The organism is Ferrimonas balearica DSM 9799 (assembly GCF_000148645.1).
Taxonomy (GTDB): domain Bacteria; phylum Pseudomonadota; class Gammaproteobacteria; order Enterobacterales; family Shewanellaceae; genus Ferrimonas; species Ferrimonas balearica.
This window is the reverse complement of record NC_014541.1, coordinates 2,625,910-2,651,781: the sequence shown is the minus strand read 5'-3', so window position 1 is coordinate 2,651,781 and position 25,872 is coordinate 2,625,910. Positions and strand designations below refer to the sequence as shown.

Sequence of the window (25,872 nt, the reverse complement as noted above, 5' to 3'; positions counted from 1 at the left end):
TCGCCCCTGGTGCTCCCCTCCGCTCGGCATCCCTGCCTCGCGCTCAAGTGCTGCGTTGCTTTGCAACGGTCACTTTCGCCCACTCCGCCATCTATAAAGAGAAAGCCTGAGGCTGGGCGCCCCCTTCGAAAGAGTCAGGCTTTTTTCTTGTCCGCCCCGGTGCTGCGCACGGGTCGCGGCGCCTTAAAAACACATCCCTGTGGGATCCCTCCTGTCGGCATCCATGCCTCCACCTCGCCGAACTGCGATGCGTTGCATCGGTTTCGACTCGCCCTAACGGCTGGTTTTTTTCGTTTCTGGCTTCTGGACGGTGTCGAGGTTCGTGCGTTCACTGCACTGGTAACACATCCTTGTGGGATCCCTCCTGTCGGCATCCCTGCCTCCACCTCACAGGACTGCGATGCGTTGCATTGCATCGGTTCCTGTTCGCCCCTGGTGCTCCCCTCCGCTCGGCATCCCTGCCTCGCGCTCAAGTGCTGCGTTGCTTTGCAACGGTCACTTTCGCCCACTCCGCCATCTGTAAAGAGAAAGCCTGAGGCTGGGCGCCCCCTTCGAAAGAGTCAGGCTTTTTTCTTGTCCGCTCCCCGGTGCTGAGCACGGGTCACGGCGCCTTAAGAACACATCCCTGTGGGATCCCTCCTGTCGGCATCCATGCCTCCACCTCGCCGAACTGCGATGCGTTGCATCGGTTTCGACTCGCCCTAACGGCTGGGTTTTTTCGTTTCTGGCTTTTGGACGGCGTCGAGGTTCGTGCGTTCACTGCACTGGTAACACATCCTTGTGGGATCCCTCCTGTCGGCATCCCTGCCTCCACCTCACAGGACTGCGATGCGTTGCATCGGTTTCGACTCGCCCTAACGGCTGGGTTTTTTCGTTTCTGGCTTTTGGACGGTGTCGAGGTTCGTGCGTTCACTGCACTGGTAACACATCCTTGTGGGATCCCTCCTGTCGGCATCCCTGCCTCCACCTCACATGACTGCGATGCGTTGCATCGGTTCCTGCTCGTCCCCGGTGCTGCGCACGGGGCGTGGCGTCGTAAGTACACTTCCCTGGGGGCCTCTTGGGCAACCATCCATGCGCGTTATTTATCGTGGGGGTTAGCCACGCTCTGCACCATCACTGTATCGATCGCGTTGCACTGAATCCAATCGTGTTATTTGGTGTTCAGGTGGGTTCTGCGCAGCAGCGCTCGTTTGTTGGTGGCAATTTCCTTATCTTAGGGGCAGATGGTTGAAAAGGAGTCCGGGATGCTTCCGGTAGAAATCTTTGGCGACACTGCGTGTGTCGAAACCCGTTTCCTTGTCCTGGTTTGCGAGCTTAAGGGGACCGCATACCGCCTTGAGCCAAAGCAGAGTGACGATCAGCCGCTGATGCAGCATCAGGGCCACCCCCATCATTCCATGTTGGCGGCCGCCGCCTATCTTGATGCTCGATTCCCAGAGGTACCCCTCACACCCGAAGTGCCCGCGCAAATTGGCCTAATGTGGGAGTGGCTGGCAAGGCCCGTTGTGGGGAGCAACGCGGGTGTGGCGCTCTTGGAGGCGGCGTTAAACGAGTCACCATTTCTGGCCGGGGAGCAACGCTCATTGGCGGACCTCTGCTGGTGCGCGCGAATGGCGGAGGTGATTGAACAGTCGCCCACTCTGGTTGACTGGCAACAGCGGGTGTTGGCGGAAGAGCCCCTGGATGACGTGCCCTTTGCTGAGTCGGAGTAGGGTGGGATCTGGCTGGCAGAACCCCGGATCCATTTCATCGTACAATGGCGTGATTGCAGATAGGGACCTTTAACATGCTGGTAAAAGTACTGATCACCATTGTCGCCATCCTGATTGGCCTGGGCATGCTCAAACGCCGTAATCGCGGTCAGGGACAACCGGTTTCCACCATGCCATCGGTGCACCCGAAGGTGTGGATCCCGGCGTTGGTGGCGGTGACCCTGATTGCCGCTGGCTGGGGATGGTCCCGCTACCAGAGTCACCAGACTCTGCTTCAGGTAAAGGTGTTCTCGCCAGCTCAGAACGAGCCGCAATTGTACCTGGTGAGGCAGGGTGATATGGACGGGCGACGCTTTGTCACGGTCAATGGGCTAAAGGTGACGCTTGGTGATCAGGATCGGGTTGAAATTCAACCGGTTGATTGAGTCAGTAAAGGGAAATTCGATTAACATTCGCGCAACCGTCCGGTGGCGATGAGATCGCCGGTTACGCTCTGAAACGGCCTTTCAGAGCGAAAAAGACAAAAAAATGTAATGGCCTAACCATCTGTAAAATAAACATAAATGGCCACTGAAATGGAACTGGAACAGTAGTGAAATAAAACTGTCATTCAATTTTGGCGTAATGCACCCGCCGCTAAGAGAAGGCGGCCAAACAAGGAAATTTAGGGTCATTACCATGAAAAACTTTGCTGCCGGCGCTCTGGCGCTGCTGTCCATGTTCACCGCGACCAGCGCTGTCGCTGCGCAAACCATCACCGTTTCTGGTTCCACCTCTGTAACCGGTGTGATGGAAGTTCTGGCTGAAACCTACACCGGCAAAACCGGCACCAACGTTGAAGTACAAGGCACCGGTTCCTCTGCGGGTATCCGTGCTGCCAATGAAGGCACCTCCATGCTGGGCATGTCCTCTCGCGATGTAAAAGACAGCGAGATGCGTGCTGGTCTGCATGAGACGGTTATCGCTCGCGATGGCATCGCGGTAGCGGTTAACAATGCCAATGCGGTGAAGGGCCTGACCATGGACCAGATCACCAAAATCTACAAAGGCGAAATCACTGACTGGTCTCAGGTTGGTGGTAAGAAAGGCCCCATCGTTGTGGTAACCCGTGACACCGCTTCCGGTACCCGTGGCGCTTTCGAAGAGATCATGAGCCTGACCCGCAAAGTGGCTGGCCAGAAAGTCTCCGCCATCTCCCCCCGCGCTCAAGTGGGCAACGGTAACGGCATGGTGAAAACCATGGTTGCCAACAACCCCAACGCCATCGGCTACATCTCCCTGGGCTCCGTAGACCAGTCCCTGCGCGCTGTCGAAGTGAATGGTCACCCGGCCACCGTCGCTGGCATCCAAGCCGGTGAGTACCCGATTGCTCGTCCCTTTATCGTCCTGCACGACGACAACACCCCGAAAGCGGCTCAAGAGTTCCTGAGCTGGATTCTGTCCGCTGACGGTCAGGCCATCGTGGGTAACAAAGGCTACGTGCCGGTTCAGTAATCGCGGCTCTGTTGAGTCAGCGAATACCACAGGCTGCGGCAGGGGTGTCGCAGCCTTCTTGCGGGTTATATAGGGTTGTTAAAGAATTATGACTGTTGTCCAGAGCACTGACAGCGGAATGATGATGGCGAAGGAGCTGAAAGCCTCCCGTCGCCGGGACCTGACGGAACATCTGTTCCATGGTCTGTTCCTGCTGAGCGCCTTTATCGGCGTGCTCTCTGTCGCCACCATTGGTTTCTTCCTGATTAAGGAGAGCCTGGACTCCGTCGTCTACTCGGGTGAGTTGGCGATTGAACTGGCGAAAGAGGAGGGCGGTAGCGCCTTCGGTGAAGGCTGGTTGCCGAACTGGGCGGTTGGCATTATCGCTATGCTGACCGGGATGGACTGGCTACCGCCGGCCCTCTACGGCATCGCACCAATGATTGTGGGTTCCTTGTTTGCCACAGCGGTTGCGGTTGCCATTGGGGTTCCGGTTGGCATCCTGACTGCCGTATTCCTGGCCGAAATTGCGCCGCCCCGACTGGTTAAAGTTCTCCGTCCCGCCATCGAACTGCTGGCCGGTATCCCCTCTGTGGTTTATGGCTTCTTCGGCCTGGTGGTGATTGTTCCGCTGATTGAGCAGGTGTTCGGTGTGCCCTCCGGCGCCACCGTACTGGCGGGTTCCATTGTGCTGGCCATCATGATCCTGCCCACCGTTATTGCTGTGTCGGAAACCTCTTTGCGCGCGGTACCGCGTCAGTACAAAGAGGGGTCTCTGGCGCTGGGTGCCTCCAACATCTACACCATTTTCCATGTGCTTATCCCGGCAGCACGCTCCGGCATTCTGACCGGGGTGATCCTGGGTATTGCCCGTGCGGTGGGTGAGACCATGGCCATCATCATGGTGATGGGTAATGCGCCGGCCATGCCCAATGGCGTGCTTGAATCCGCTCGTACCCTGACCGCCAACATCGCCCTTGAGATGTCTTATGCCACTGGCATCCACGCCAGTGCACTGTACGCCACCGGTGTGGTACTGCTGGTGTTCGTTATGCTGCTGAACGGCACCCTGATGTTCCTGAATCGCGAGAGAGCAAAATGATGACCCGCGACAATACTGACAAGCTGCTGACCGGCCTGATTTGGGGCTCTGCCATCTTTACCATGGCGTTCCTGGTCTGGATTCTGGCGTACATCATCAGCAATGGCCTGGCCCACGTTGATTGGGGCTTTATCACCAATAACTACACCCGCACCGGCGAAGAGTCTGGTATCTGGCCGATGATCATGGGCACCATCTACATGGTGATTGTCTCCATTCTGATCGCCGGGCCGATTGGCATCATGACCGCCATCTACCTGACCGAGTACGCCAAGCCCGGCAGCAAGCTGGTTAAGGTGATTCGCTTCTGTACTGAGTCTCTGGCGGGCATCCCGTCCATCATTTACGGTCTGTTCGGTTTGACCTTCTTTGTGACCATCCTGGGGCTGGGCTTCTCCATCCTCTCCGGTGCGCTCACTCTGGCGATTCTTATCCTGCCGGTGATCATCCGTACCACCGAAGAGGCGATCATCGCCGTGCCGCTGGCCTATCGTGAAGCCTCCTTCGGCTTGGGCGCCTCGCGCTTGTACACGGTCTGGCGGGTGATTCTGCCCTCAGCCATGCCGGGCATTGTGACCTCGCTGATCCTTTCCATCGGCCGCATTATCGGAGAGTCGGCGCCGGTGTTCCTGACGGCTGGCACCGCCTACCTGATGCCGGATTCCGTTATGGACTCCATCCGAACGCTGACCGTACACCTTTATATGCTGACCACCGAGCTGTACACCCAGCACGATTGGGACATGGCGTTTGCTACAGCCACCGTACTTATTGTGGTGGTGCTCGGAATTAACCTGATCACCAAGCTGATCTCCAGCCGATTCAGCAAAGCGACTTACTAACAGAATTCTTGCGGTATACGACGATGAACACTTTTGAAATTACTGATCTCGACCTGTTCTACGGTGAAAACCAGGCGCTGAAATCGATCCAACTGGATATCCCGAAGAAGCAGGTCACCGCCTTTATTGGTCCGTCCGGCTGCGGTAAGTCGACCCTGCTGCGTACCCTGAATCGCATGAATGACCTGATTGCTGGTGTGCGCATCAAAGGCTCCGTGAGGATGGAGGGGGCTGACATCTACTCCGACGTGGATGTCCGCAAACTGCGCATGCGCTGTGGCATGGTGTTCCAGAAGCCGAATCCGTTCCCGATGAGCATCTACGAGAACGTGGCTTACGGCCAGAAGGCTCAGGGTGTGAAGGATAAGAAAACCCTCGACGCCATCGTTGAGGAGGCGCTCCGTGGTGCCGCGCTGTGGGACGAGGTGAAAGACCGACTGCACAGCCACGCATTTGGCCTGTCCGGTGGTCAGCAGCAGCGTCTGTGCATCGCCCGCACCATCGCCATGAAGCCCGACGTTATCCTGATGGATGAGCCGACCTCAGCACTGGACCCGATCGCCACCGCGCGCATTGAGGAGCTGATGGAAGATCTGCGAAAGAACTTCACCGTGGTGATTGTGACTCACTCCATGGCCCAGGCCCGTCGCATCGCCGACAAAACCGCGTTCTTCCTAATGGGGGAATTGGTTGAGCACGGTGAAACCGAGCAGATCTTTACCAACCCCAAGGACAAGCGTACCCACGGTTACATTACCGGGGACTTCGGTTAACCCTACCCACCCGCAAGCCAAAGCGCCCTGACTGGGCGCTTTTTTTATGCGCAGTCGTCAGTGAGTGAGTTAACGTGACGGCGGTGACGGATCTCAGCGTACAGTTGTACCAGAATGGTGCTTCATCGACTGGAGCCATAGACCACCATGACTCAAACAACCTGCTCACAATGCCGTTCCGCCATCTCCCTGAATCAGGCGATTTGTGAACACTGCTACGCTGCACAAGGGCTCGAGGCCCTGGCAGGAATGGACCCCAACTGGCGCAGCCAGCGCCTGGCGCGCCGCCTCAGCCTGTGGCTGGGCAGTTTTGGTGCCCACAAGTTCTACCTCGGCGAACCGCTGCGAGGCAGCCTTTACCTGCTGTTTTGCTGGACCCTGGTGCCCACGGTTCTGGCCATTCGTGACAGCGTTCACCTGGCTCGCATGGCGCCGGCTCAGTTCTACCGGCGCTGGTGCCTGAAACTGGCCTGAGTCTTATCGGCTGAGCGCGATGGTGCCGCTGCCGGGCAGTGACTCCACCAGCTGCCAGCCCGCCAGTTTGGATGGGGTCAGAAACCCGCTGGGGTTTTCTGTCAGCACGCGCTCCACCATGGCCAATGCGCCGGTGACGGTGACGTCATAGCCATTGGCCACCTGAATGCGCCCCTCCAGCGTGTGTCCCTCCGCGTTGCTGACCCGGCCCCAGACCCAGGTCGTGGCGCTGCTCCGCTGGCTCTCATCCGGGCCAGTGAGCCGTGCTTCGATGCGGCGCTTAAGAAAGCGCTGTACCCATCCCCATCCCAGCATCCCGCGCACCGCATTCAGCCGCTGCAGCTGTTGGGTCTTGCGAGGTGACATCGGCAGATACACTTCGATATCGGGGATGCCGGTGCTGTGCCATGCTGTGGAGACGTCGCCCCAGGGAATGGTGGTGGCGTGTTTTTTACCGCCACCAAAGTCGATTTCCGCATTCCGATAGGCCAGCGGCACCGGAGTGAGCTGGCCTTTGCGGCGAATGAGTCCGCCTTGGGGCAGGGCTTCCACCGAGGTTTTTGCCGTGCCCGGTGAAAACCCGGAGCGGGAATCAAACCCCAGCGCCAGCGATACCGCATCGGGCATCTCCGCTTTTAATCGGGCCGCCAGGCAATCGGTGGGGATAACGTCAAAGCCCACACCCGGCATCAGCACGATGCCCGCGGCTTTGGCTTGCTCGTCCAGCTCGGCGGTACGTTCGAACACCGCCACTTCGCCGGTGATGTCGAGGTAGTGGGTCTGGCTCGCGAGGCACGCCTGCATCATGGGTTCAGCGGTGGCGGAAAAGGGGCCGGCACAATGGAGCACCAGCTGCTGGTCGGCCAGGGCCTCGGTTAGCGCGCCGTCCAGGCCGACCACCCGGTAGGGCAGGTTCAGTCGCTCAGCCAGGGCTTTGAGCTTGCTTTCACTGCGTCCGGCCAACAGCGGGGTAAGTCCCTGACGGGCACAGGCTTCGGCAATCAGGGTACCGGTGTAGCCGGTGGCCCCGTAGATCATCCATGACATTAATGGCTCCAGATTGTGGTGAGGTGTGGCGAGTTAAACGCTTGTTCCAGTCTGACAGATCGTCCGGTTGGAATCCAAGTGATAACAAACTGTTGCGGCGAAGATAAATCAGTGCGTTGGCGGGGTTGATGTGACCCAGCTCATGGATTACAAAATCTAATCCTTAAGCCGGCCCGGCTAAGCAAATAATTCATTTTGCGGATGGGGTGACTTTGGCTAAAGTACGCGCGTCCTAATACCCACCTTTTGAACGGGGATCATGCACAGTGGATCTGACACTGTTTTTCCAATTTTTTCTTGGCCTGGTGGCGATCATCAACCCGGTAGGCTTGTTGCCGGTGTTTGTGACACTGACCAGCCACCAAACTGAGCCCGAGCGTCAACGCACCGGCACCATTGCGAACTTCGCCGTGGTAGTGATTTTGCTGGTTACGCTGTTTGCGGGTCAGTTGATCCTCGATATGTTCAGCATCTCGCTGCCGGCGTTCAGAATTGCCGGTGGTACCCTGATCGTGTTTATCGCGATGTCGATGCTGCAGGGTAAGCTGGGTGAAGTGAAGCACAACAAAGCGGAAGATCGTGAATCTGCCGCTCGTGAGTCTGTGGCCGTGGTGCCGTTGGCGCTGCCCCTGATGGCCGGTCCGGGTGCCATCAGTTCGGTTATCGTGTTTGCCGCGGAAAACAGCACCGTGATGGACACCATCGGCATGGTGACCGCCATCGTGGTATTTGGTGCCTGCAGCTGGGCCATCTTCCGTCTGGCCCCGGTGATCTTCCGGGTGCTGGGTCAAACCGGGATTAACGTGATTACCCGTATTATGGGTCTGCTGATGCTCTCCATCGGCATTGAGGTGGTGGCCGCCGGTGCTAAGGGGTTGTTCCCCGCCCTGGCCGGGTAATCTCACCCTCCCTGCAGAAACGGCGCCTATGGCGCCGTTTTTTATTGCGACTGCAACACCGCATTGCCCAATGGCGCCAGCAACATGATCAACAGGATGGAGATGCAGGTGAACTGCACCCAACGGTCCTGCAGGGCATCCAGTTGAGCTTCCCGTTCGCGGCCGTCGATATTGCGATTGGTTTCTGCCTGACGATAGCGCACCCACCAATAGACGTTGCCGGCGATCAGGATGGTCAGAACGATCAGTAAGCGTGTCAACATGACTCCCTCCATGCATTCAGTCCGCTTACTTTTTACTCTAGCGCGACGAAAACATCGTGCAACAATGCATCCACCGGTGACTGTGTGAGATCAAAAAAATGGCGCCGTCAGGCGCCATTTTCAGTGAGTCCGCCGGTTACTCCTCGGCGACAAAATCGTCCAGAAGAATCAGGCCCAGAGGCAGGCCGCCACCCATCATGTCGCGAGCGATGGCGGTGTAGATCTTATTGCCCTCCAGCTCCAGCATGATCGGGCCGATGGCCGCATCCTGGGTGCCGGTCGGGGTCACGGTGACGTAATACGTGCCCGGGGTCAGTGCCACAAAACCGGTTTCTGCACGGATAGGCACGTCGCTGAAGGCCGGGGTTTCGTCACTGATGTCGTTGTCCGCGCCCACATAGATGTCGACATTGCCGGCGGTCGGTGAGGCGTGCAGCAAGCGGATTTGCGCAGCCGTTGCGATGCGGCGGCCCTTGCCTTCCACAATCCACGGGGTGATGCTGGCAACGAAATCGGTGGCCAGCACGGTGTACGCGGTGTTGAGGGCAAAGTCAGCATCGGCGTCAATCACGTAGGTGCCCGGTGCGGCAGACGGCTCCACCTTAAGGTTGTGCGGGCCGGCGCTCAGCGGCAGGAAGCCGGAGGCAGCGGCATAGGGCACATCGCTCAGAGCAACCGCATCATCCACCAGCACGTTCACTTCCGGGGCGTCCGGTGAGGCGTGAACCACGCGCACCTCGGCGCCGGTACCGATGTCGGACAGCTGTGCCACACCGTCATCGCCCCACGCCATCACGTTGATGGGGGAGGGGCCGCTCTGGGTGTTGGTGACGGCCACCAGCATTAGGTCAGTCTCAGCGGCCAGCGTCAATGCGCCACTGTCGAACACCACATCCTTGGTGCCAGCCAAGGTAATGCGAGCCTGGTACTCACCGGCAGGCACTTCGATCAGGCCACTGCTGGCTTTGAAGGGAACGGCGCTCAGCGCCGGGTCCATCATGCTGATGTCGTCGTCCGGGGCGGTCAGGTAGACATCCACCTCAGGGGCGTCAGGGCTGGCATGCACCACCTGCAGGCGGATGTTACCGGCGCCGAAATCTTCGTCGGGGCGGTCCAGAATCAGCGGCTCCAGAGTGCCATCGGCGACTTTACCCACCGCGATAACGGAGTATTCCACATCACCACTGAGATCCAGCGAAGCCGGGCCAATCACTGTGGTGGTGGTGCCGTCAGGCAGAATCGCATCGACGCCGATGTCATAGGTGCCCTCGGTCAGCTCCAGGAAGCCGGAAGCCTGGCGATAATCCACCATCTCCAGCACGTTTTCACCGTTGACGGTGACGTTAACCATAGGGGCATCAGGGGAAGCGTGGAGGACACGAACGTCGGTATCATCGAGGGGGACGACCGGCGGTGGAGGGGTGATCACGATATCGTCATCGTCGTCATCACAGGCGGTTAGAAATACCGCACCAAACCCCAGCAGCAGCACTTGGGCAATCCGTTTCATGAGCTCTCTCCGGTTGTTGAGTTCGAAAAAGCGAAACGGATGCGCAAGTGATGTGGATCACAGTCGGGATTGCAATTCGAACAAATTTCCCGAACGTGGGGTAAACAGGTTCTCGTGCAACCGGGCCGCAAACTCATCGGTCATGCCGGACAGGTAGTCCGCAATCACCCGGTTTCCACTGTGCCCCTGTTGGATCTGCTCCCGCCATCGCTGGCCGGTGCTGCTGGGTAAGAGCCGTTCTGGATCCGAGGCGAAGGCTTCGAACAGCTCCATCACCATCTGCTGCCCCTTGAACTCCAGCAGCTGCACTTCCGGCTTACGGATCACGTCGGTATAAACAAACGCCTTAAGTACTTTGAGCAGGCTATGGTGGTCCGGTTGCAGGCGGGCGATTCGGGCCAACAGCGGCTGTCCCTCGCCCTGAGGTTGTGCCGCCAGGGTGACGGAGGTGATCAGGGCATTGACCAGGGTACCGATGGCGTCTTTACGGCGGTAATGTTCCGGACAGAACAGGTCTTCGCTGAGCCTGTCCAGCTGCGTCTTACTGAAGGGACTGTGGCTGGCGAGCAACGGCTCCACCACCTGTGCCTGCCAGCGAGCGCGCTGAACAATGCCCAGCACGATGGCGTCTTCAAGATCATGCACCGAATAGGCGATGTCATCGGCCAGCTCCATGATGGAACAGTCCAGCGACTTGCACTGGCTGCGACCATGGCCGGCGGCGTCTCCGTTCGGTTTCAGGCTCTGGAAGGCGGCCCGCTGCGGGTCAGAAAGCGGCGCCAGCACCCAGTCCAGAATCTCAGCATCCGCATCGAAAATGGCTTTAGCGGGCTGCCAGTCGCTGGCTTTGAGCTGACGGAAGCCGCTGGTGGCGTGTTGCTGGGTTGGGTGGGCCACCAGACTGTGGCAGACCGGGTACTTCAGCACCCCAAGCAGAGCGCGCCGGGTCAGGTTCATGCCGTAGTGCTGGGTGTAGGGTTCCAGACGGGCAAGAATGCGGAAGGTCTGGCCGTTTCCCTCAAAGCCACCGTGTTGGCGCATCATGTAGTTGAGTGCCACCTCGCCACCGTGGCCAAACGGCGGATGACCGATGTCGTGCGCCAGGCAGAGGGTTTCAATCAGGTGGTCATCGAGCAGCGGGGCGATGTCGGGAAACTTGAGCCGCAGTTGGGCGTTCAGGGCGGTGCCGATCTGGGCTGCTTCGAGCGAGTGGGTCAGTCGAGTGCGGTAGAAGTCGTTCATGCCGACCCCCAAAACCTGGGTTTTGGCCTGCAGGCGACGAAACGCGGCTGAGTGCAATACCCGGGCCTTGTCGCGCTGGAAGGGATGGCGCTGGTCGTCCTTGCGTGCTTTGTTTTCCTGAAACCGCCGCTCTAGCCAGAGCGGCGCGGGGAGTTCGCTCATCTGCCGTGTCCACTCAAAGGGTTAGCCCCCAGTGTCCGCGGCAGATGGGCGGGCGTCAAGAGGGGGAGGCGAGGCTGTCCAGGGTGGCCCCACAGGAGGCCAGAAAGACATCGAGGAAGTAGGCCACTTCCGGCTCACGGCGCAGTTCGGCCAGTTTGGGCTCCAGCTTCTCCACCACGTGGCTGAACTCGTGGTTGTGGTGGGCCAGTTCGTCCTTGGCCTTCAGGTAAGCGCAGATGACGTCAGCGGCTTTCACCACGGCGGCGTACTCCGGCTCCACCCGTTGCTGAATCAGCAGGTCAGCAAAATCTTCCCGCAGTTCCTCCGGCAGACTGTCCAGACACTGCTGTTCTGCGGCCGCCTCCAGCTTCTTGAACTCGTTGGTGATCTGGTCATTGGAGTATTTGACCGGGCTGACAATGTCGCCCAGTCGGGTTTCGGAACATTCGTGGTAGAGCGCGATGGTGGCGGCCCGCTCAGGTACGAGAGTGCCGCCGTAGAGGCGGTTTTTGATAACCGCCAACAGGTGCGCCACGATGGCGACCTGATGGCTGTGCTCGGCCACGTTCTCCGGTTTGACGCAATACATCAGCGACCAGCGCCGAATCAACGGCATGCGGAACAGCCAGGCAAGGAAGGTACTGGTGGATTGCGTCATGGGTTACTCCGTTAACGAGGATTACTGGCGGTAGCGGCTGAGGAACTGCTCGAACTTGTCCATCGCCTTATCGAGATCTTCCAGATGGGGCAGGAACACCACGCGCAGGTGGTCCGGCTCCGGCCAGTTAAAGGCGGTGCCCTGAACCAGCAGGATCTTCTCCTGCATCAGCAGGTCCAGCACCAGCTTCTCATCGTCGATCAGGTTGAACTTCTTCACGTCCAGTTTAGGGAACGCGTACATGGCACCGCGCGGCTTGTAGCAGCTGACGCCATCAATGGCGTTGAGGCGCTCAATCACCAGGTCACGCTGTTGGCACAGGCGGCCGGTGGGCAGCAGCAGCTCATTGATGGACTGGTAGCCCCCCAGCGCGGTCTGAATGGCGTGCTGCACCGGAACGTTGGCACACAGGCGCATCGACGCCAGCATCTCCAGCCCTTCGATGTAGCCCCGGGCCTGGGAACGGTCACCGGACAGCATCATCCAGCCGGCACGGAAGCCGGCGGCGCGGTACGCCTTGGACAAACCATTGAAGGTGATGATCAGCAGGTCATCGGCCAGAGAGGCGGTGGGGATGTGGGTGGCACCGTCGTACAGGATCTTGTCGTAGATCTCGTCGGAGAACACGATCAGGTTGTGCTCACGGGCGATCTGCAGCAGTTCCAGCAGCATGGCACGGCTGTACACCGCACCGGTCGGGTTGTTCGGGTTGATGATCACCAGCGCGCGGGTTTGCGGGGTGATTTTGGCGCGGATGTCGGCCAGATCCGGCATCCAGTCCGCCTGTTCGTCACAGCGGTAGTGCACCGCGGTGCCGCCACCCAGGTGAACTGCCGCGGTCCACAGCGGGTAGTCCGGCGCCGGAACCAGGATCTCGTCACCGTTGTTGAGCAGGCCCTGCATCGCCATCACGATAAGCTCGGACACGCCGTTACCGATGTAGATGTCTTCCACATCCACGTCCATGATGCCCTGCGGCTGGTAGTGCTGCACAACGGCTTTACGGGCAGAAAACAGGCCCTTGGAATCGCAGTAACCCTGGCTCTCCGGCAGATTCAGAATCACATCGCGGATGATCTCCTCCGGGGCATCGAACCCAAACGGGGCCGGGTTACCGATGTTCAGCTTAAGAACGCGGTGCCCTTCCTCTTCGAGTCGCTTTGCCTCCCGTGCCACTGGACCCCGAATGTCATAACAGACCGAGTTCAGCTTATTGGACTTCAAGATGGGACGCATGGAGGAAACCTCTAAAAAAAGTACGCTAAATAGGATCTCGCAACATATCGGAAAGCCCGCTTAGTGTGAAGTCTGAGTTGATGTGACAACGATCACAGGTTAGGATCATTGCTCTAGTGGTATGACCAGTCAAGGAGTGGACGTGAGCTGGCCGGTGAGTGCAAACACCGTAAGGCGGTTACTAAATGTATGGCCGCCTTTTTTATTCCCGGGGATCCGAATTGAACAACTGGACCCGGACTATCGATACTGTCGGGTGGGTCTGAAGCTGCGCCCCTGGAACCGCAATGCCAACGGCTCCCATTACGGGGGAAGCCTGTTCTCCATGACCGATCCCATCTACGCCATGATGCTGATGGGGATCTTCGGTAAGGAGTACCGGGTCTGGGATAAGGAAGCGGACATCGACTACATCAAACCCGGAAAGGGCAGGGTGTATGCGGAGTTCCGCCTGACCGATGGCCAACTGGACGCCATTCGCCACGCCACGGCGGAGGGCGACAAGGTGCTGCCCGAGTTCATTGTTGAGGTGAAGGACGCCAGCGGCGACGTGGTGTGCCGCCTGCGGCGGGTGCTGTACGTGCGTAAGAAGCCCGCCTACCGCGCGGCGCCCCCGGCCAAAGCGGCCTGAATCAAAAAAGGACCCATACGGGTCCTTTTTTTGCGGTTCGCTCTGGGGCTTAGCCCAGTTCGGCCAGGCACATCTCGTCGTAGATCTGCTTAACCCAGGCGTCAACGCGCTCTTCGGTCAGTTCCGGCTGACGGTCTTCGTCGATGCCGAGGCCAACAAAGGTGTTGTCGTCCACCAGCGCCTTGGAGGCTTCGAAGGTGTAACCCTCGGTGGAGGTGTGACCAACGATGATGGCGCCGCGCTCACGCACGATGTCCGCGATCTGGCCCATGGCGTCGAGGAAGTACTCGGCGTAATCTTCCTGGTCACCACAACCAAAGATGGCGACCAGCTTATCGGTGAAGTCGATCTGCTCCAGTTCCGGGAAGAAGTCGTCCCAGTCGCACTGGGCTTCGCCGTAGTACCAGGTGGGGATCCCGAGCAGCAACAGGCTGAAATCGTCGATCTCCTCTTTACTGCTCTTGGCGATGTCCTTTACGGCCACCATGTTTTCGCCAAGTTTTTTCTGGATCATCTTGGCAACGGCTTCGGTGTTACCGGTGTCGCTGCCAAAGAACAGACCTACGCTTGCCATTCGCATACCTATATCTGTTGGTGAAAGTGCTCCACCTCTTCGAGGTGGTCCGAGTCCAAGTTGAATTGTGCCAGCAAGATGGACTCAATCAGTTGACTGCGGCTGATATTACTGTCCAGTGCCTGGTCATTCAAGGCGTTGTACAACGCTTCTGAGACCTTGAGCTCAATACGTTTGAGCCCGCGGGAACGGTCCCGCTGAATCTGGTTGCGTTTGTTAATGCGCAACTGTTCTTCCCGGGGCAGGGGATTGGTCCGGGGACGGCCACGGCGTTTCTCCGTGGCGAACATGTCCAGAGTCGTTCTGTCGGTTTTCTCGATTGCCATGGTATGACGGTTAGCCGATGCCTGCGCCTTCCCAAAAGAGCTGGATAAGCCCTTTTGCGACGAAGCCTGCACAGCCTAAAAACAGCACTAGCCAAACGATAAAGCGCCCGAAAGGGGGCACATTACCCTTGTTCAATACGTCCCTGATGGACATGCCGATTAAGAAGAAGATAGCCGCCAGACCCAGGTTCAGGCCGAGGGCTTCCCACTGTTCAAATCGGATATTCAGCATGTCATCACCTTCCTGGCGTTTAGAGGGCGCGCACTATAGCACAGCCGCCGGATCGTGACTATCGTCAGAACCCGTTAAATGCGCGTTGAGGAACTGAATAACCTGGCGGTTAAACAGTTGAGGTTTCTCGGCATGGAGCCAGTGGCCGGTACCGGCAATCACCCGCGCCTCAGCCTTGGGGAAACGGCGCACCACTTCCGCCTGATGCGCGGCTTGCAGGTACTCAGAATGCTCCCCCTTGATAAAGCGCACCGGCCCGGTAAAGGGGGGCTGCTCCGGCAGTCCGGCAATGATGTTCGGGTAGTTGGCGTTGATGGCGTCGAGGTTCAGTTGCCAGCGGTAGCCGCCTTCGGCCCGGGGCTTGAGGTTCTTGGTGAGGAACAACGCGGTGCCCGCGTCGATACCGGCATCCGCCAACTGCTGTTGCGCGGCTTTGCGGGAGGGCAGGGTGCCGGGCTCGATGCTGGCCAGCGTGGCCAGGATGGTGTCGTGGCGACGCTCGTAGGCCACCGGCGCAATGTCGGCGACCACCAGGGCACTTACCCGCTGCGGGTAAGCCTGGCTATAGGTCATGGCGACTTTGCCGCCGAGACTGTGGCCAACAATGGCGAAACGGGGGATGTCGAGCTGCTGGCGCAGCTGTTCAAGATCTTCCGCCAGCTCGGCAAAGGTCATGCTGTCCTGATGGGGGGACTGGCCGTGGTTGCGAAGGTCGACCCGAATCACGTCGTAACCTTCCGCGTCCAGCGCGCGGCCCAATCCGGCCAGATTGTCCCGGTCGCCGAACAGGCCATGGATCAGAACCACGGTGGGGCCTTGACCATGGCGTTCATAGTGCATTAACACGTGTGCCTCCTGGCGCAATGCAATGGGCCGCGGATTGTGCCAACCGGGTTGGTGATTTGGCAAGTTTTTGCCATGGTCGGCAGCGAGGAGGCTCGTTATAATGCGTCTGATTTTGTGCAAAAAAGCTGACAGGACTGCAATGAAATACATCGAGATCGACGACGAGCTGTACCGCTATATCGCGTCTAACACCCAACAGATCGGGGAGAGCGCTTCGGACATCCTGCGTCGCCTGCTGGGTCTGGAAGTGACCGCAGAGGCCGAGTCGATCCCAGAGCGCATCAGCGAACCCTCCATGGAGGGCGTTGAAGAAGCCGCGCCGGTTCGCTCAGCTGTCGCCGAAGCCGGCGTGTTTGAGGAACTGGTCGATGATGAGCAACTGCCCCGCCAGAAGGGCGCAGTGGGCCGCTTCCTGTACCTGCTCGATTGCCTCTACCGTCAACACCCCAGCGCGTTTGATGGCGTGCTGGCGATTCGTGGCCGTGACCGCCTGTACTTCTCGCAAAGCAAAGAAGCGCTTTTGAAGGCCAGCCCCAGTGCCAACCCGAAGCAGATTGGCGCCAGCCCGTTCTGGGTATCCGCCAACAACAACACTGCGAAGAAGCGCGCTATTCTTGAGGAAGTACTTGAAATTCTGGGCTGCCAGAAAGCCTTGGCTGCCCGCATTGCGGAACAGGTTTAATTTCTCAAGGACACGCTATGTCTCTTCATGCCCGGGCAGGTACGCCTGCCCTGCAATCTGACTTGGTCGACATTCCCCACTTGATCAGCAGTTACTACACCCTGGCACCCCGTGCCGATGCCGCCGCCGAGCAGGTCAGCTTTGGCACCTCCGGACACCGCGGCAGCGCATTGAAGCGCAGCTTTAACCAATCCCATATCCGTGCCATTACCCAGGCCGTGGTCGACTACCGTCGCCAGGCCGGGATCCGCGGTCCGATGCTGCTGGGTTTTGACACCCACGCACTGAGTCAGCCGGCGTTTTTCAGCGCCATTGAGGTGCTGGCGGCCAACGGGGTGCGGGTACATGTGCAGAAGGGGCGTGCCTTCCTGCCGACCCCGGTGCTGTCCTATGGGGTGATCCGCTATAACCGCAGCAGCGATGAGCTGGCGGATGGCTTGATCCTGACCCCCAGCCACAATCCGCCGGCGGACGGTGGCATCAAGTACAACCCGCCCCACGGTGGCCCCGCCGATACCGATGTGACCGACTTTATTGCTGAACGCGCCAACCATTACCTGGCCCATGGCCTGGAAGGGGTACGTTGGGTCAGTCACGATGTGGCCATGGCCACCGCGCTGGTCGAGGAGTGGGACCTGATTGGCGAATATATCGAGGCATTGGGTCAGGTGGTGGATATGGAAGCCATCGCCAAGGCGGGTGTTCGATTGGGCGTAGATCCCCTCGGCGGTGCGGCCGTCTCGGTATGGCAGCGCATCGGCGAGCGCTACGGTCTGAATCTCAGCGTGGTGAATGATCGCGTTGACCCGGCCTTTGGCTTTATGGCGCTGGATAAGGATGGTCAGATCCGCATGGATTGCTCCTCCAGCCACGCCATGGCGCCGCTGCTGAAGTTGAAGGACCAGTTTGATCTGGCCCTGGCCAATGACCCGGACGCCGATCGCCACGGTATCGTTTGCCGTGATGGCGGTTTGATGAACCCCAACCACTATCTGGCCGTCGCCATCGATTACCTGTTGGGGCATCGTCCCAACTGGCCGCAGGGCATTGCCGTCGGCAAAACCCTGGTGTCCAGCGCCATCATCGACAAGGTGGTGGCTGCCAAGGGCCATCCTCTGCAAGAGGTGCCGGTGGGCTTCAAATGGTTTGTTGAAGGTCTGAGCCTGGGCACCCTGGGCTTTGGCGGCGAAGAGAGTGCGGGCGCCAGCTTCCTCGACCGACAGGGCCGCGCCTTCAGCACCGATAAAGATGGCTTTATCCTCTGTCTGCTGGCAGCGGAGATTCTGGCGGTTACCGGCGAGAGTCCGGCCGCGCACTACCAGCGTCTTGCCGGGCAGTTTGGTGAGCACCATTATCGCCGTATCGACGCGCCCGCCACTGCGGCCATCAAGGCGGCGTTTAAGTCGTTGGATGCCGACGCGCTGGCGGTGGAATCCCTGGCCGGTGAGCCGGTTCAGGCGGTGCTGACCAAAGCCCCGGGCAATCAGGCCAATATCGGTGGCTTAAAGGTGGTGACCGAAAACGGCTGGTTTGCGGCCCGCCCCTCCGGTACCGAGCCGATCTACAAGATCTACGCCGAAAGCAGCCGTGACGAGGCGCACCTCGCCTTGCTGCTGGAGGAAGCGCAAGCGCTGATCAGCCAGCTCAGCAGCTAATCTGAACAGGGAGCCCGTGTGGCTCCCTTTTTTGTTTTCTTTGCCTCAGGAGGCGCCCGTGAACGTGAAATCCGCCTACGTTCGGCCCGCATTGATTTTGGCGATTGGGCTGGTGCTTGGACTGGCTGCGCTGGGCTACCAGCTGGGTAGCAGCGCGCTGTCGATTAAGGAGTATGAGCGCACCGTAACGGTCAAGGGGCTGTCAGAGCGGGAGGAGGCGGCGGACGTGGTGCTGTGGCCCATCCGCGTGATTGCTGCCGACAATGACCTGACCGCGCTGTACAACAAGCTGGAATCCGATATGCAGGTGATCCAGACCTTCCTGACCCGTGAAGGGCTGTCGCCGGATGCCATTACCCTGTCAGCCCCGACGGTGGTGGATAAGCTGGCCCAGCAGTATGGCGGCCCGGCTGAGGTGCCGTTCCGCTACTCCGCCAGCCAGACCCTGACGGTCTACTCCTACGAGGTGGAGAACACCCGCCGCATCATGGGGGAGATTGCCACGTTGGGCAAACAGGGCATCGTCATCAGCCAGGATGATTACCGCGGAGCGGTGCAGTATCTGTTTTTGCGCCTGAACGACATCAAGCCGGAGATGGTGGAGGAAGCCACCATGAACGCACGCTCGGTGGCGCAAAAGTTTGCCGAGGATTCACAGAGTCGGCTGGGTAAGATCAAGCGTGCCAGTCAGGGCCAGTTTTCCATCAGCGACCGCGATGCCAATACCCCCTACATCAAAAAGATTCGGGTGGTGTCCACGGTTGAGTATTACCTGTCGGACTAACATCATGGCCAGCCCCATCTTTACCACCGAACGACTGATCGTGCGGCCGTTGCTGCAGGCTGACCTGCCCTGGTTCGTTGAATTGGAGGGGGATCCGGAGGTGATGCGTTATACCGACCGTCCGGCTCAAACACCGGAGCAGTCCACCTTCGCTTTACTGGAACTGGCGGGCCGACGGGAGCTGGACGGTCAGTTATGCCTCTGGGCCGTGGTGAACCGCGAGGGCGAGGGGTTGGGCACCGCCGCAGTCTATCGTAATGACGACCAGCAGTGGGAGATGGGCTACAAGTTCCATCGTTACTGTTGGGGGCAAGGGTTGGCGTCAGAGTTGGCCGAAGCGCTGGTGGGCTACCTGCAGCAGCCGCTTAAAGGCGAGACGCTCCATGCTTTCGCGTTCAGCGACAACGTCGCATCCTGCCGGATTCTGGAGAAGTGTGGGTTTGCGCTTGTGCGCGAGTGGTTTAATCCGGATTACCAGCTGCTCGATCGCCATTATCAGCTGACGTTTTCTGAGTAAGCGGGTTCTGCTGGCAGATGGGGCGTTCGCCCTGATGGCTGGCCATGGCGCGAAACAAAAACGATACAAATACATCTTTTTTGCATAACGTATAAAAAAGTCGGGTATGGCACTATGCGTTTTATGTAATCTAAACCTCTGAACTGTAGCGGTATTTCAGGGAGTCCATGTTTTTTACTACTGCTCGACTGACGCTTCGCCCGGTGTTACCCGAAGATACGTCCTGGTTGCCCGCGCTGCGGGATGCCCCCTCTGTTCTCGATCTCAGCCAGTTTGATTCTCGCTTACCTCCCTCCGTTGTTCTTGACTCAATGGGGGAATGCATCGGGCTGGTACTGATTTGGCCCTCGGCGCCTTCCCTCTGGCGCATTGAATTCCTGTTGCTCGATTCGGCCCGCGGCCAGGGGTATGCCCAGGAGATGGTGCGGGCCTGGGGCCACCGTTTCCAGCAGCTGTGTCCGGGCGACAATCTGGAGGCTCATCTGCAAGAGGGCGACGAGGCCGCGCTGAAGGTATTGCGCTTTGCCGGATTCGAACCCTGTGGCGCCGGTCGTTACTGCCTTGGAGGCGGACTCTGAGAAGCCGTACCAACCTCAAGTGTTTGTTGTTGGAAAAAGCGGATACGCTTAATGCTCCGGCACAGCACGAAGGAGCCCGAGATGATTGCCGTTGGACAACCGCTTCCCCCGATTGAGTTCACCCGCCTCAGCGCGGATGGTATGGAAACCCTGGATAACCGGTATTTTGCCGGTCGCACCGTGGTGTTGTTCGCGGTGCCGGGGGCCTTTACGCCCACCTGCAGCGAAGCCCATCTGCCTGGCTACGTGGTGCTGGCGGATAAGCTCAAAGCCGCTGGAGCCGATGCCATTGCCTGCGTGGCAGTGAATGACGCCTTCGTGATGAAAGCCTGGGGCGACAGCCAGAACGCCGATGCCATCGATATGCTGGCGGACGGTGACGGCTCGGCCCACAAGGCGATGGGGCTGAGCATGGAAACCGGCGCCTTTGGTGGCACCCGCGCCCAACGCTACGCCATGATCGTCAAAGACAACGTGGTGACGGTGCTGAACGTGGAAGCACCCAAGGCGTTCGAGGTCAGCGATGCGGAAACCCTGCTCAAAGCGCTGAACCCGTAATCAAAAGGGGGCCGGTTGGCCCCCTTTTGCTGACGCCGTGGGCCGGGTCGGGTACACTTCGCCCACCCCTTAGTCACGAGAGAAGCCGATGTCGATCCAGTGGTTCCCCGGCCATATGAACAAAGCCCGCAACGAGATTAAAGAGATCATGCCCCAGATGGACGTGATCATCGAAGTGCTCGATGCGCGCATCCCCTACAGCAGTGAAAACCCCATGGTGGCGAAGCTGCGTCGGGATAAGCCGGTGATCAAGATCCTCAACAAGGCGGATCTGGCTGACCCGGAGATGACTCAGGCCTGGATGGCCTACCTGGAGCAGGAGCGCGGGGTGAAAACCCTGGCGCTGGCGGACGATAAGGTCAGCCACGTGCATAAGATCACCGAACTGTGCCAGAAGCTGGTGCCCAGCAAAGTGGGCCCGGGTAAGCAGATTAAGGCGATGATCATGGGGATCCCCAACGTGGGCAAATCCACCCTGATCAACACCTTGGCGGGCCGCGTGGTGGCAAAAACCGGCAACGAGCCGGCCGTGACCAAAGCCCAGCAGCGCATCAAGCTGGATGACGGCATCATGCTGTACGACACCCCCGGCATGCTGTGGCCCAAGCTGGAGAACGAGCATTACGGTTACCGTCTGGCGGCAACCGGTGCCATTCGTGACACCGTGGTGGTGTACGAGGATGTGGGCAGCTACGTCTCTGAGTATCTGCTTGGCGCCTATCCGGAGCTGCTGAAAAGCCGCTACAAGCTTGATGAACTGCCGCAAACCGACTGGGAGTTTATGGAGATGGCGGGCAAGCTGCGTGGCTGCGTGCGCTCCGGCAACCAGGTCGACTTCACCAAGTTCGGCACCATCCTGATCAATGAACTGCGCTCCGGCACCCTGGGCCGCATCACTCTGGAAACCCCGGAGATGAAAGAGCGCGAAGAGGCAGAGCTGGCGATTCTGCGGGAGAAAGCGGAAGCCGCGAAAGCGGCCAAAGAGGACGAGCGCGGCAAGAAGCGCAAACGTCGCCGTTAAGGGCAACGCCAAAACAGAAACCGGGCCAGCGCCCGGTTTTTTTGTGCTCAGTAGAAGGGCAGGTGACAGCTGGGTTGTTCGTTACGGGCCAGGTAGTTCTGGTGATACTCCTCGGCACGCCAGAAGGTGCTGGCGGGGCAGATCTCGGTGACGATGCGCTTCGCTTTCCAGTAACCATCTCGCTGTTGCGTGGCTTTGGACACTTCAGCGGCCAGGCGCTGCGTTTCGTCGTGAAAGAAGATCACCGAGCGGTACTGGCTGCCGATGTCTTCGCCCTGCTGGTTGAGGGTGGTGGGGTTGTGGTGTTGCCAGAAGAAGGTCAGCAAGGTCTCGAAATCCACCTCGTTGGGATCAAACTCCACCTGCACCACCTCGGCATGGCCGGTTTGCCCGCTTTTTACTTCCGGGTAGGTGGGGTGCTCCACATGGCCGCCCATATAGCCACATACCACCGCTTTCACACCGGGGATCTGGCGCAGGAAATGCTCGACGCCCCAAAAACAACCTGCCCCGAGGGTGGCAATGCGGTACTGACTCATGGCTTCTCTCCCTGACTGTCGACTCTTAACTGTGGACGTTTGGATGGCTAAACATCCAGAAGCCTAACCCAAGTTGACGCGCTTGCCAAGCCCCGGTTGCTGTCGTGCTGGTTTGCCGTAAGCACGCTGTTACAATGGGCCGCAAAGGAAGTCTCCAAGGAGAGAGATAGTGCTTCAAGACAATAAGGATCTGTTGGTCCACACCCTGGCCCACCCCCACCACCTTCCCCAAACCGAAACCTTCACCCTGGCTGACGGCACCAAAGTACAGTTGCCGGACGTCGGCGTGATGATCATCGAACCGTCCCGGCCCACCGAACAGGATGTGGTGTTGTCAGCAGGGGTACACGGTAACGAAACCGGCCCCATCGAGATGCTGAATGAGCTGGTGGGCGCGTTGCTGGACGGCAGCCTGCCCCTGCGCAGTCGCCTGCTGGTGCTGTTGGGTAACCCACCCGCCATGGTGGCGGGTAAGCGTGAGCTTGAGGTGAACCTCAACCGCTTATTCAGTGGGGCCCACCAGCAGGGCGACACCGCGGAACACCACCGTGCTGCGTTGTTGGAGCGGTATGTTCGCGACTTTTTTGAGGCCGGAGGTGAGGGCAGGGCGCGCTACCACTACGACCTGCATACCGCCATCCGTGACTCCCGGCGGGAGAAGTTTGCCATCTACCCGTTCCGCCATGGTCGTCCCTGGCGCTGGCAGCAGATCGACTTTCTGGCCAGTGGCGGGGTGGAGACCATCCTGCTTTCCCACAGTGCCACCACCACCTTCAGCTACTTTTCCTCCAACGAGTTTGGCGCCGATGCCTTTACCGTGGAGTTGGGTAAGGTGCACCCCTTTGGCGAGAATGACCCGGCCCGCCTGGCGGCGATGAAGCAGCAGCTGGCCCGTTTGCTGGCGGCGCAGCCGCTGGGGCTGGAGCAGGTCGACCGCAGCCGCATCACCGTGTTTGATGTGGCTCAGGTGATCAACAAGCACAGCGACGATTTTGCCTTCACCTTTGCCGACGATGAGGCCAATTTCACTCCGTTTCCCCGGGGCCATCTGCTGGCCACCGATGGCGGAAAGGCGCACTACGTGGTGGCGGAGGAGGAGGCGATCGTGTTTCCCAATGCCCGGGTGGCGAACGGTCAGCGGGCGTTGCTGACGGTGGTGCCGGTCGGGTCGGACCAGCCGTTCGAGTAGCTCGATGTAAATTCCCTTGTACAGCCCGCTGCCTGTCGTACCGGGTTGGGGCTGTCAAGGGAGGTTGTTAAGCAGTTTACGTAAAGGTAACGTGAGCCCGGACAAACTATAACGATAAGAAGTGCCTGGCCAAATTGCGCCGGGAAACCACAAGCAACCATTGGGACAGTAACGATGACGGACAGTTCGACCTTGGATGCGGTGAGCCACCAGGCCACCTTTACCGAGGGCCAGGCATTGGCCATTCCCACTCTGAAGATCCTGCAGGCTGACGGCACCGCCTATGAGCAAGCCGTAATGCCGATGATCGACAAGGCATTGGCGCTCAGGATCTACGACACCTGCGCCTTTATCCGCGTTCTTGATGAGCGGATGCTGGCCGCCCAGCGTCAGGGCCGAATCAGCTTCTACATGACCTGCACCGGCGAAGAGGCCGCCGTAACTGGCTCCGCCGCCGCACTGGAAGCGCAGGACATGATCATGGCTCAGTACCGCGAGCAGGCTGCCCTGCGCTACCGCGGTTTCACCACTGAGCAGTTTATGAACCAGATGTTCTCCAACGCGAAGGACCTGGGCAAAGGCCGCCAGATGCCGATTCACTATGGCAGCCAGGCACTCAACTACATGACCATCTCCTCACCGCTGGGTACCCAAATCCCGCAGGCGGCGGGCTACGCCTACGGCCAGAAGCTGGCGGGCGACCCGGCGGTCACTATCTGCTACTTCGGTGAAGGTGCCGCCTCGGAAGGGGACTTCCACGCTGGCCTGAATATGGCCGCGGTGCATCAGGCCCCGGTGATCTTCTTCTGCCGCAATAACGGTTATGCCATCTCCACCCCCGCCAATGAGCAGTTCGCCGGTGACGGCATCGCGCCCCGTGGCGTGGGTTACGGCATCAAGACCATTCGCGTTGACGGCAATGACATGCTGGCGGTGCTGGCCGCCACCCAACAGGCCCGTGCCATCGCCCTGTCGGAACAGTGCCCGGTACTGATCGAAGCGATGACCTACCGTCTCGGCGCGCACTCCAGCTCCGATGACCCCACCGGCTACCGCTCCCGCGAAGAGGAAGCCAAGTGGCGTGAGCACGATCCGGTACTGCGCTACAAGCTGTGGCTGATCAACAAAGGTTGGTGGAGCGAAGCGGAAGATGAGGCGCTGTACCAGACCTACCGCGAGGAGGTACTGGCGGCGGTGAAAGTGGCGGAGAAGATCCCGGCACCGGGACTCGACACTTTGGTCAGCGATGTGTATGACCAGATCCCCCGTCATCTGGCTGAGCAGCTCGACAGTGTGCGCGAGCAGATCAAGCTGTACCCCGAGCAGTACCCGGCCACCGCCGGCAAGGAGGCCAAGTAATGGCGCAAATGAACCTGTTGCAGGCGATCAATAACGCCCTCGATATCGCCATGGCCGCCGATGAGCGGGTGCTCTGCTTTGGTGAAGATGTCGGTCACTTTGGTGGCGTGTTCCGCGCCACCGCCAAACTGCAGGACAAATTCGGCAAGGCACGGTGTTTCAACACCCCGCTGACTGAGCAGGGCATTATTGGCTTTGCCAACGGTCTGGCGGCCCAGGGCCACCGTCCGGTGGCGGAGATCCAGTTCGCCGATTACATCTTCCCGGCGTTCGACCAGATCGTGAATGAGTCCGCCAAGTTCCGCTACCGCAGCGGCAACGAATTCAATGTCGGCGGCCTCACCATCCGTACCCCCTATGGCGGTGGCATTGCCGGGGGTCACTATCACTCCCAGTCACCGGAAGCCTACTTCACCCAAACACCGGGTTTGAAGGTGGTGGTGCCCCGTAACCCCCATCAGGCTAAGGGCCTGTTGCTGGCCTCTATCCGTGACGACAACCCGGTGGTGTTTTTCGAGCCCAAGCGTCTCTACCGTGCGTCCGTCGGTGAAGTGCCGGAGGAGGATTACCAGCTGCCGCTGTCCGAAGCGGAAGTGGTGAAGCCGGGCACCGACATCACCCTGTTGGGGTGGGGCGCCCAGATGGAGCTGATCGAGAACGCCGCCAAGCGCGCCGAAGCGATGGGCATCAGCTGCGAAATCATCGATCTGCGCACTCTGCTGCCCTGGGATGTGGACACCGTAGCGGCCTCGGTTGAGAAAACCGGACGCCTGCTGATCTCCCACGAAGCACCGCTGACCGGCGGCTTTGCCGGGGAGATTGCGGCCGCCATTCAGGAGCGCTGCTTCCTCTATCTTGAGTCGCCGATTGCCCGGGTTTGTGGCCTGGATACCCCCTATCCGCTGATGCTGGAGAAGGAACATATGGCCAACGAGCACAAGATCTTCGAGGCGATCAAAGCCTCGGTGAATTTCTAAGGAGTGGA

The 25,872-nt window shown here is 59.4% G+C and carries 30 protein-coding genes; 18 read left to right on the top strand and 12 right to left on the bottom strand.

Annotated features, from left to right (window positions below):
- Nucleotides 1–1,211 precede the first annotated feature (1,211 nt).
- The gene (locus FBAL_RS20465) at nucleotides 1,212–1,388 is read right to left on the bottom strand and encodes a hypothetical protein (protein WP_171814268.1); all 177 of its coding nucleotides are present in this window, start codon (nucleotides 1,386–1,388) and stop codon (nucleotides 1,212–1,214) included.
- A 401-nt stretch (nucleotides 1,389–1,789) separates the two neighbouring features.
- On the opposite strand from FBAL_RS20465, the gene FBAL_RS12165 reads away from it, so the two are divergent.
- From FBAL_RS12165 to FBAL_RS12140, 6 genes are all read left to right on the top strand, one after another.
- Entirely contained in the window at nucleotides 1,790–2,140 is a 351-nt protein-coding gene (locus tag FBAL_RS12165; protein ID WP_013345893.1) for a hypothetical protein, read from the top strand.
- Nucleotides 2,141–2,393: 253 nt separating this feature from the next.
- Nucleotides 2,394–3,209, top strand: coding sequence for a phosphate ABC transporter substrate-binding protein (locus FBAL_RS12160; protein WP_013345892.1), 816 nt, complete (start codon nucleotides 2,394–2,396; stop codon nucleotides 3,207–3,209).
- A 118-nt stretch (nucleotides 3,210–3,327) separates the two neighbouring features.
- Entirely contained in the window at nucleotides 3,328–4,290 is a 963-nt protein-coding gene (gene pstC / locus FBAL_RS12155; protein WP_216086790.1) for a phosphate ABC transporter permease subunit PstC, read from the top strand.
- The gene (pstA, locus tag FBAL_RS12150; RefSeq protein ID WP_013345890.1) at nucleotides 4,287–5,132 is read left to right on the top strand and encodes a phosphate ABC transporter permease PstA; all 846 of its coding nucleotides are present in this window, start codon (nucleotides 4,287–4,289) and stop codon (nucleotides 5,130–5,132) included. Before pstC ends, pstA begins: the two co-directional genes overlap by 4 nt.
- Nucleotides 5,133–5,140: 8 nt before the next feature.
- On the top strand, nucleotides 5,141–5,905 hold the full coding sequence (gene pstB, locus FBAL_RS12145; RefSeq protein ID WP_425357354.1) for a phosphate ABC transporter ATP-binding protein PstB: 765 nt from the start codon (nucleotides 5,141–5,143) through the stop codon (nucleotides 5,903–5,905).
- Between the two features lie 147 nt (nucleotides 5,906–6,052).
- Complete coding sequence (locus FBAL_RS12140; RefSeq protein WP_013345888.1) at nucleotides 6,053–6,379, top strand: TM2 domain-containing protein; 327 nt, start codon at nucleotides 6,053–6,055, stop codon at nucleotides 6,377–6,379.
- Nucleotides 6,380–6,382: 3 nt separating this feature from the next.
- On the opposite strand, the gene FBAL_RS12135 is transcribed toward FBAL_RS12140, so the two are convergent.
- Entirely contained in the window at nucleotides 6,383–7,426 is a 1,044-nt protein-coding gene (locus tag FBAL_RS12135; RefSeq protein ID WP_013345887.1) for a saccharopine dehydrogenase family protein, read from the bottom strand.
- A gap of 266 nt (nucleotides 7,427–7,692) precedes the next feature.
- Here FBAL_RS12135 and FBAL_RS12130 point away from each other — a divergent pair, with 266 nt between their 5' ends.
- Nucleotides 7,693–8,325 (top strand): YchE family NAAT transporter, encoded by a 633-nt coding sequence (locus FBAL_RS12130; protein WP_013345886.1) that lies wholly within the window; start codon nucleotides 7,693–7,695, stop codon nucleotides 8,323–8,325.
- 41 nt (nucleotides 8,326–8,366) lie between these two features.
- Here the strand turns inward: FBAL_RS12130 and FBAL_RS12125 are convergent, their stop codons facing one another.
- From FBAL_RS12125 to FBAL_RS12105, 5 genes are all read right to left on the bottom strand, one after another.
- Complete coding sequence (locus tag FBAL_RS12125) at nucleotides 8,367–8,588, bottom strand: hypothetical protein (RefSeq protein WP_013345885.1); 222 nt, start codon at nucleotides 8,586–8,588, stop codon at nucleotides 8,367–8,369.
- A 136-nt stretch (nucleotides 8,589–8,724) separates the two neighbouring features.
- Nucleotides 8,725–10,098 carry a DUF4397 domain-containing protein gene (locus tag FBAL_RS12120; protein WP_013345884.1) on the bottom strand — a complete coding sequence of 458 codons (1,374 nt, stop codon included), beginning with the start codon at nucleotides 10,096–10,098 and terminating at the stop codon, nucleotides 8,725–8,727.
- A 57-nt stretch (nucleotides 10,099–10,155) separates the two neighbouring features.
- Complete coding sequence (locus FBAL_RS12115) at nucleotides 10,156–11,502, bottom strand: anti-phage deoxyguanosine triphosphatase (RefSeq protein ID WP_013345883.1); 1,347 nt, start codon at nucleotides 11,500–11,502, stop codon at nucleotides 10,156–10,158.
- A 55-nt stretch (nucleotides 11,503–11,557) separates the two neighbouring features.
- Nucleotides 11,558–12,160, bottom strand: a complete 603-nt coding sequence (yfbR, locus tag FBAL_RS12110; RefSeq protein WP_013345882.1) for a 5'-deoxynucleotidase — start codon at nucleotides 12,158–12,160, stop codon at nucleotides 11,558–11,560.
- Between the two features lie 21 nt (nucleotides 12,161–12,181).
- Nucleotides 12,182–13,396: a pyridoxal phosphate-dependent aminotransferase gene (locus FBAL_RS12105; protein ID WP_013345881.1), complete on the bottom strand. Its 1,215-nt coding sequence runs from the start codon at nucleotides 13,394–13,396 to the stop codon at nucleotides 12,182–12,184.
- 121 nt (nucleotides 13,397–13,517) lie between these two features.
- Between FBAL_RS12105 and FBAL_RS12100 the strand changes: the two genes are divergently transcribed.
- The gene (locus FBAL_RS12100; RefSeq protein ID WP_049779477.1) at nucleotides 13,518–14,027 is read left to right on the top strand and encodes a DUF4442 domain-containing protein; all 510 of its coding nucleotides are present in this window, start codon (nucleotides 13,518–13,520) and stop codon (nucleotides 14,025–14,027) included.
- Between the two features lie 49 nt (nucleotides 14,028–14,076).
- On the opposite strand, the gene fldA is transcribed toward FBAL_RS12100, so the two are convergent.
- Genes fldA through FBAL_RS12080 form a run of 4 tightly spaced genes read right to left on the bottom strand, consistent with a single transcriptional unit; the run spans nucleotide 14,077 to nucleotide 15,999 of the window.
- Nucleotides 14,077–14,601 carry a flavodoxin FldA gene (gene fldA, locus FBAL_RS12095; RefSeq protein ID WP_013345879.1) on the bottom strand — a complete coding sequence of 175 codons (525 nt, stop codon included), beginning with the start codon at nucleotides 14,599–14,601 and terminating at the stop codon, nucleotides 14,077–14,079.
- A gap of 8 nt (nucleotides 14,602–14,609) precedes the next feature.
- The gene (gene ybfE / locus FBAL_RS12090; RefSeq protein ID WP_013345878.1) at nucleotides 14,610–14,927 is read right to left on the bottom strand and encodes a LexA regulated protein; all 318 of its coding nucleotides are present in this window, start codon (nucleotides 14,925–14,927) and stop codon (nucleotides 14,610–14,612) included.
- Nucleotides 14,928–14,937: 10 nt separating this feature from the next.
- Nucleotides 14,938–15,159 carry a DUF2788 domain-containing protein gene (locus tag FBAL_RS12085; RefSeq protein ID WP_013345877.1) on the bottom strand — a complete coding sequence of 74 codons (222 nt, stop codon included), beginning with the start codon at nucleotides 15,157–15,159 and terminating at the stop codon, nucleotides 14,938–14,940.
- 33 nt (nucleotides 15,160–15,192) lie between these two features.
- Nucleotides 15,193–15,999: an alpha/beta fold hydrolase gene (locus FBAL_RS12080; RefSeq protein WP_013345876.1), complete on the bottom strand. Its 807-nt coding sequence runs from the start codon at nucleotides 15,997–15,999 to the stop codon at nucleotides 15,193–15,195.
- Between the two features lie 145 nt (nucleotides 16,000–16,144).
- Here FBAL_RS12080 and seqA point away from each other — a divergent pair, with 145 nt between their 5' ends.
- The 7 genes from seqA (at nucleotide 16,145) to ylqF (ending at nucleotide 21,800) form a co-directional block, all read left to right on the top strand.
- Nucleotides 16,145–16,687, top strand: coding sequence for a replication initiation negative regulator SeqA (gene seqA, locus FBAL_RS12075; protein WP_013345875.1), 543 nt, complete (start codon nucleotides 16,145–16,147; stop codon nucleotides 16,685–16,687).
- 17 nt (nucleotides 16,688–16,704) lie between these two features.
- Nucleotides 16,705–18,342, top strand: coding sequence for a phosphoglucomutase (alpha-D-glucose-1,6-bisphosphate-dependent) (pgm, locus tag FBAL_RS12070; protein ID WP_013345874.1), 1,638 nt, complete (start codon nucleotides 16,705–16,707; stop codon nucleotides 18,340–18,342).
- A gap of 58 nt (nucleotides 18,343–18,400) precedes the next feature.
- The gene (locus FBAL_RS12065) at nucleotides 18,401–19,126 is read left to right on the top strand and encodes an SIMPL domain-containing protein (protein WP_013345873.1); all 726 of its coding nucleotides are present in this window, start codon (nucleotides 18,401–18,403) and stop codon (nucleotides 19,124–19,126) included.
- A 4-nt stretch (nucleotides 19,127–19,130) separates the two neighbouring features.
- A complete protein-coding gene (locus tag FBAL_RS12060; RefSeq protein WP_013345872.1) occupies nucleotides 19,131–19,643 on the top strand; it encodes a GNAT family N-acetyltransferase in 513 nt (170 codons plus the stop codon).
- 311 nt (nucleotides 19,644–19,954) lie between these two features.
- Nucleotides 19,955–20,221 carry a GNAT family N-acetyltransferase gene (locus FBAL_RS20460; protein ID WP_041251287.1) on the top strand — a complete coding sequence of 89 codons (267 nt, stop codon included), beginning with the start codon at nucleotides 19,955–19,957 and terminating at the stop codon, nucleotides 20,219–20,221.
- Between the two features lie 81 nt (nucleotides 20,222–20,302).
- Entirely contained in the window at nucleotides 20,303–20,779 is a 477-nt protein-coding gene (locus tag FBAL_RS12050) for a peroxiredoxin (protein WP_013345870.1), read from the top strand.
- Between the two features lie 88 nt (nucleotides 20,780–20,867).
- Nucleotides 20,868–21,800 carry a ribosome biogenesis GTPase YlqF gene (gene ylqF, locus FBAL_RS12045; protein ID WP_013345869.1) on the top strand — a complete coding sequence of 311 codons (933 nt, stop codon included), beginning with the start codon at nucleotides 20,868–20,870 and terminating at the stop codon, nucleotides 21,798–21,800.
- 47 nt (nucleotides 21,801–21,847) lie between these two features.
- Here ylqF and msrA read toward each other — a convergent pair whose 3' ends face one another.
- Nucleotides 21,848–22,339, bottom strand: coding sequence for a peptide-methionine (S)-S-oxide reductase MsrA (gene msrA, locus FBAL_RS12040; RefSeq protein WP_013345868.1), 492 nt, complete (start codon nucleotides 22,337–22,339; stop codon nucleotides 21,848–21,850).
- A gap of 169 nt (nucleotides 22,340–22,508) precedes the next feature.
- Here msrA and astE point away from each other — a divergent pair, with 169 nt between their 5' ends.
- The 3 genes from astE to FBAL_RS12025 all read left to right on the top strand — a co-directional run bounded on the left by astE (nucleotide 22,509) and on the right by FBAL_RS12025 (nucleotide 25,864).
- On the top strand, nucleotides 22,509–23,528 hold the full coding sequence (gene astE / locus FBAL_RS12035; RefSeq protein WP_013345867.1) for a succinylglutamate desuccinylase: 1,020 nt from the start codon (nucleotides 22,509–22,511) through the stop codon (nucleotides 23,526–23,528).
- Between the two features lie 174 nt (nucleotides 23,529–23,702).
- On the top strand, nucleotides 23,703–24,887 hold the full coding sequence (locus tag FBAL_RS12030) for a thiamine pyrophosphate-dependent dehydrogenase E1 component subunit alpha (protein ID WP_013345866.1): 1,185 nt from the start codon (nucleotides 23,703–23,705) through the stop codon (nucleotides 24,885–24,887).
- Nucleotides 24,887–25,864 carry an alpha-ketoacid dehydrogenase subunit beta gene (locus FBAL_RS12025; RefSeq protein WP_013345865.1) on the top strand — a complete coding sequence of 326 codons (978 nt, stop codon included), beginning with the start codon at nucleotides 24,887–24,889 and terminating at the stop codon, nucleotides 25,862–25,864. Before FBAL_RS12030 ends, FBAL_RS12025 begins: the two co-directional genes overlap by 1 nt.
- Nucleotides 25,865–25,872: the final 8 nt, after the last annotated feature.

Bases quoted from the DNA above. Each gene is read 5' to 3' on its own strand.
- FBAL_RS12030 (WP_013345866.1), top strand. From the start codon at position 23,703: ATGACGGACAGTTCGACCTTGGATGCGGTGAGCCACCAGGCCACCTTT.
- FBAL_RS12080 (WP_013345876.1), bottom strand. From the start codon at position 15,999: ATGCACTATGAACGCCATGGTCAAGGCCCCACCGTGGTTCTGATCCAT.
- FBAL_RS12100 (WP_049779477.1), top strand. From the start codon at position 13,518: ATGACCAGTCAAGGAGTGGACGTGAGCTGGCCGGTGAGTGCAAACACC.
- FBAL_RS12135 (WP_013345887.1), bottom strand. From the start codon at position 7,426: ATGTCATGGATGATCTACGGGGCCACCGGCTACACCGGTACCCTGATT.
- pstA (WP_013345890.1), top strand. From the start codon at position 4,287: ATGATGACCCGCGACAATACTGACAAGCTGCTGACCGGCCTGATTTGG.
- FBAL_RS12120 (WP_013345884.1), bottom strand. From the start codon at position 10,098: ATGAAACGGATTGCCCAAGTGCTGCTGCTGGGGTTTGGTGCGGTATTT.
- FBAL_RS12105 (WP_013345881.1), bottom strand. From the start codon at position 13,396: ATGCGTCCCATCTTGAAGTCCAATAAGCTGAACTCGGTCTGTTATGAC.
- FBAL_RS12125 (WP_013345885.1), bottom strand. From the start codon at position 8,588: ATGTTGACACGCTTACTGATCGTTCTGACCATCCTGATCGCCGGCAAC.
- FBAL_RS12050 (WP_013345870.1), top strand. From the start codon at position 20,303: ATGATTGCCGTTGGACAACCGCTTCCCCCGATTGAGTTCACCCGCCTC.
- FBAL_RS12115 (WP_013345883.1), bottom strand. From the start codon at position 11,502: ATGAGCGAACTCCCCGCGCCGCTCTGGCTAGAGCGGCGGTTTCAGGAA.
- pstC (WP_216086790.1), top strand. From the start codon at position 3,328: ATGATGATGGCGAAGGAGCTGAAAGCCTCCCGTCGCCGGGACCTGACG.
- FBAL_RS20460 (WP_041251287.1), top strand. From the start codon at position 19,955: ATGGGGGAATGCATCGGGCTGGTACTGATTTGGCCCTCGGCGCCTTCC.
- FBAL_RS12165 (WP_013345893.1), top strand. From the start codon at position 1,790: ATGCTGGTAAAAGTACTGATCACCATTGTCGCCATCCTGATTGGCCTG.
- FBAL_RS12140 (WP_013345888.1), top strand. From the start codon at position 6,053: ATGACTCAAACAACCTGCTCACAATGCCGTTCCGCCATCTCCCTGAAT.
- FBAL_RS12060 (WP_013345872.1), top strand. From the start codon at position 19,131: ATGGCCAGCCCCATCTTTACCACCGAACGACTGATCGTGCGGCCGTTG.
- fldA (WP_013345879.1), bottom strand. From the start codon at position 14,601: ATGGCAAGCGTAGGTCTGTTCTTTGGCAGCGACACCGGTAACACCGAA.
- ybfE (WP_013345878.1), bottom strand. From the start codon at position 14,927: ATGGCAATCGAGAAAACCGACAGAACGACTCTGGACATGTTCGCCACG.
- yfbR (WP_013345882.1), bottom strand. From the start codon at position 12,160: ATGACGCAATCCACCAGTACCTTCCTTGCCTGGCTGTTCCGCATGCCG.
- ylqF (WP_013345869.1), top strand. From the start codon at position 20,868: ATGTCGATCCAGTGGTTCCCCGGCCATATGAACAAAGCCCGCAACGAG.
- FBAL_RS12160 (WP_013345892.1), top strand. From the start codon at position 2,394: ATGAAAAACTTTGCTGCCGGCGCTCTGGCGCTGCTGTCCATGTTCACC.
- FBAL_RS12025 (WP_013345865.1), top strand. From the start codon at position 24,887: ATGGCGCAAATGAACCTGTTGCAGGCGATCAATAACGCCCTCGATATC.
- FBAL_RS12085 (WP_013345877.1), bottom strand. From the start codon at position 15,159: ATGCTGAATATCCGATTTGAACAGTGGGAAGCCCTCGGCCTGAACCTG.
- seqA (WP_013345875.1), top strand. From the start codon at position 16,145: ATGAAATACATCGAGATCGACGACGAGCTGTACCGCTATATCGCGTCT.
- pgm (WP_013345874.1), top strand. From the start codon at position 16,705: ATGTCTCTTCATGCCCGGGCAGGTACGCCTGCCCTGCAATCTGACTTG.
- msrA (WP_013345868.1), bottom strand. From the start codon at position 22,339: ATGAGTCAGTACCGCATTGCCACCCTCGGGGCAGGTTGTTTTTGGGGC.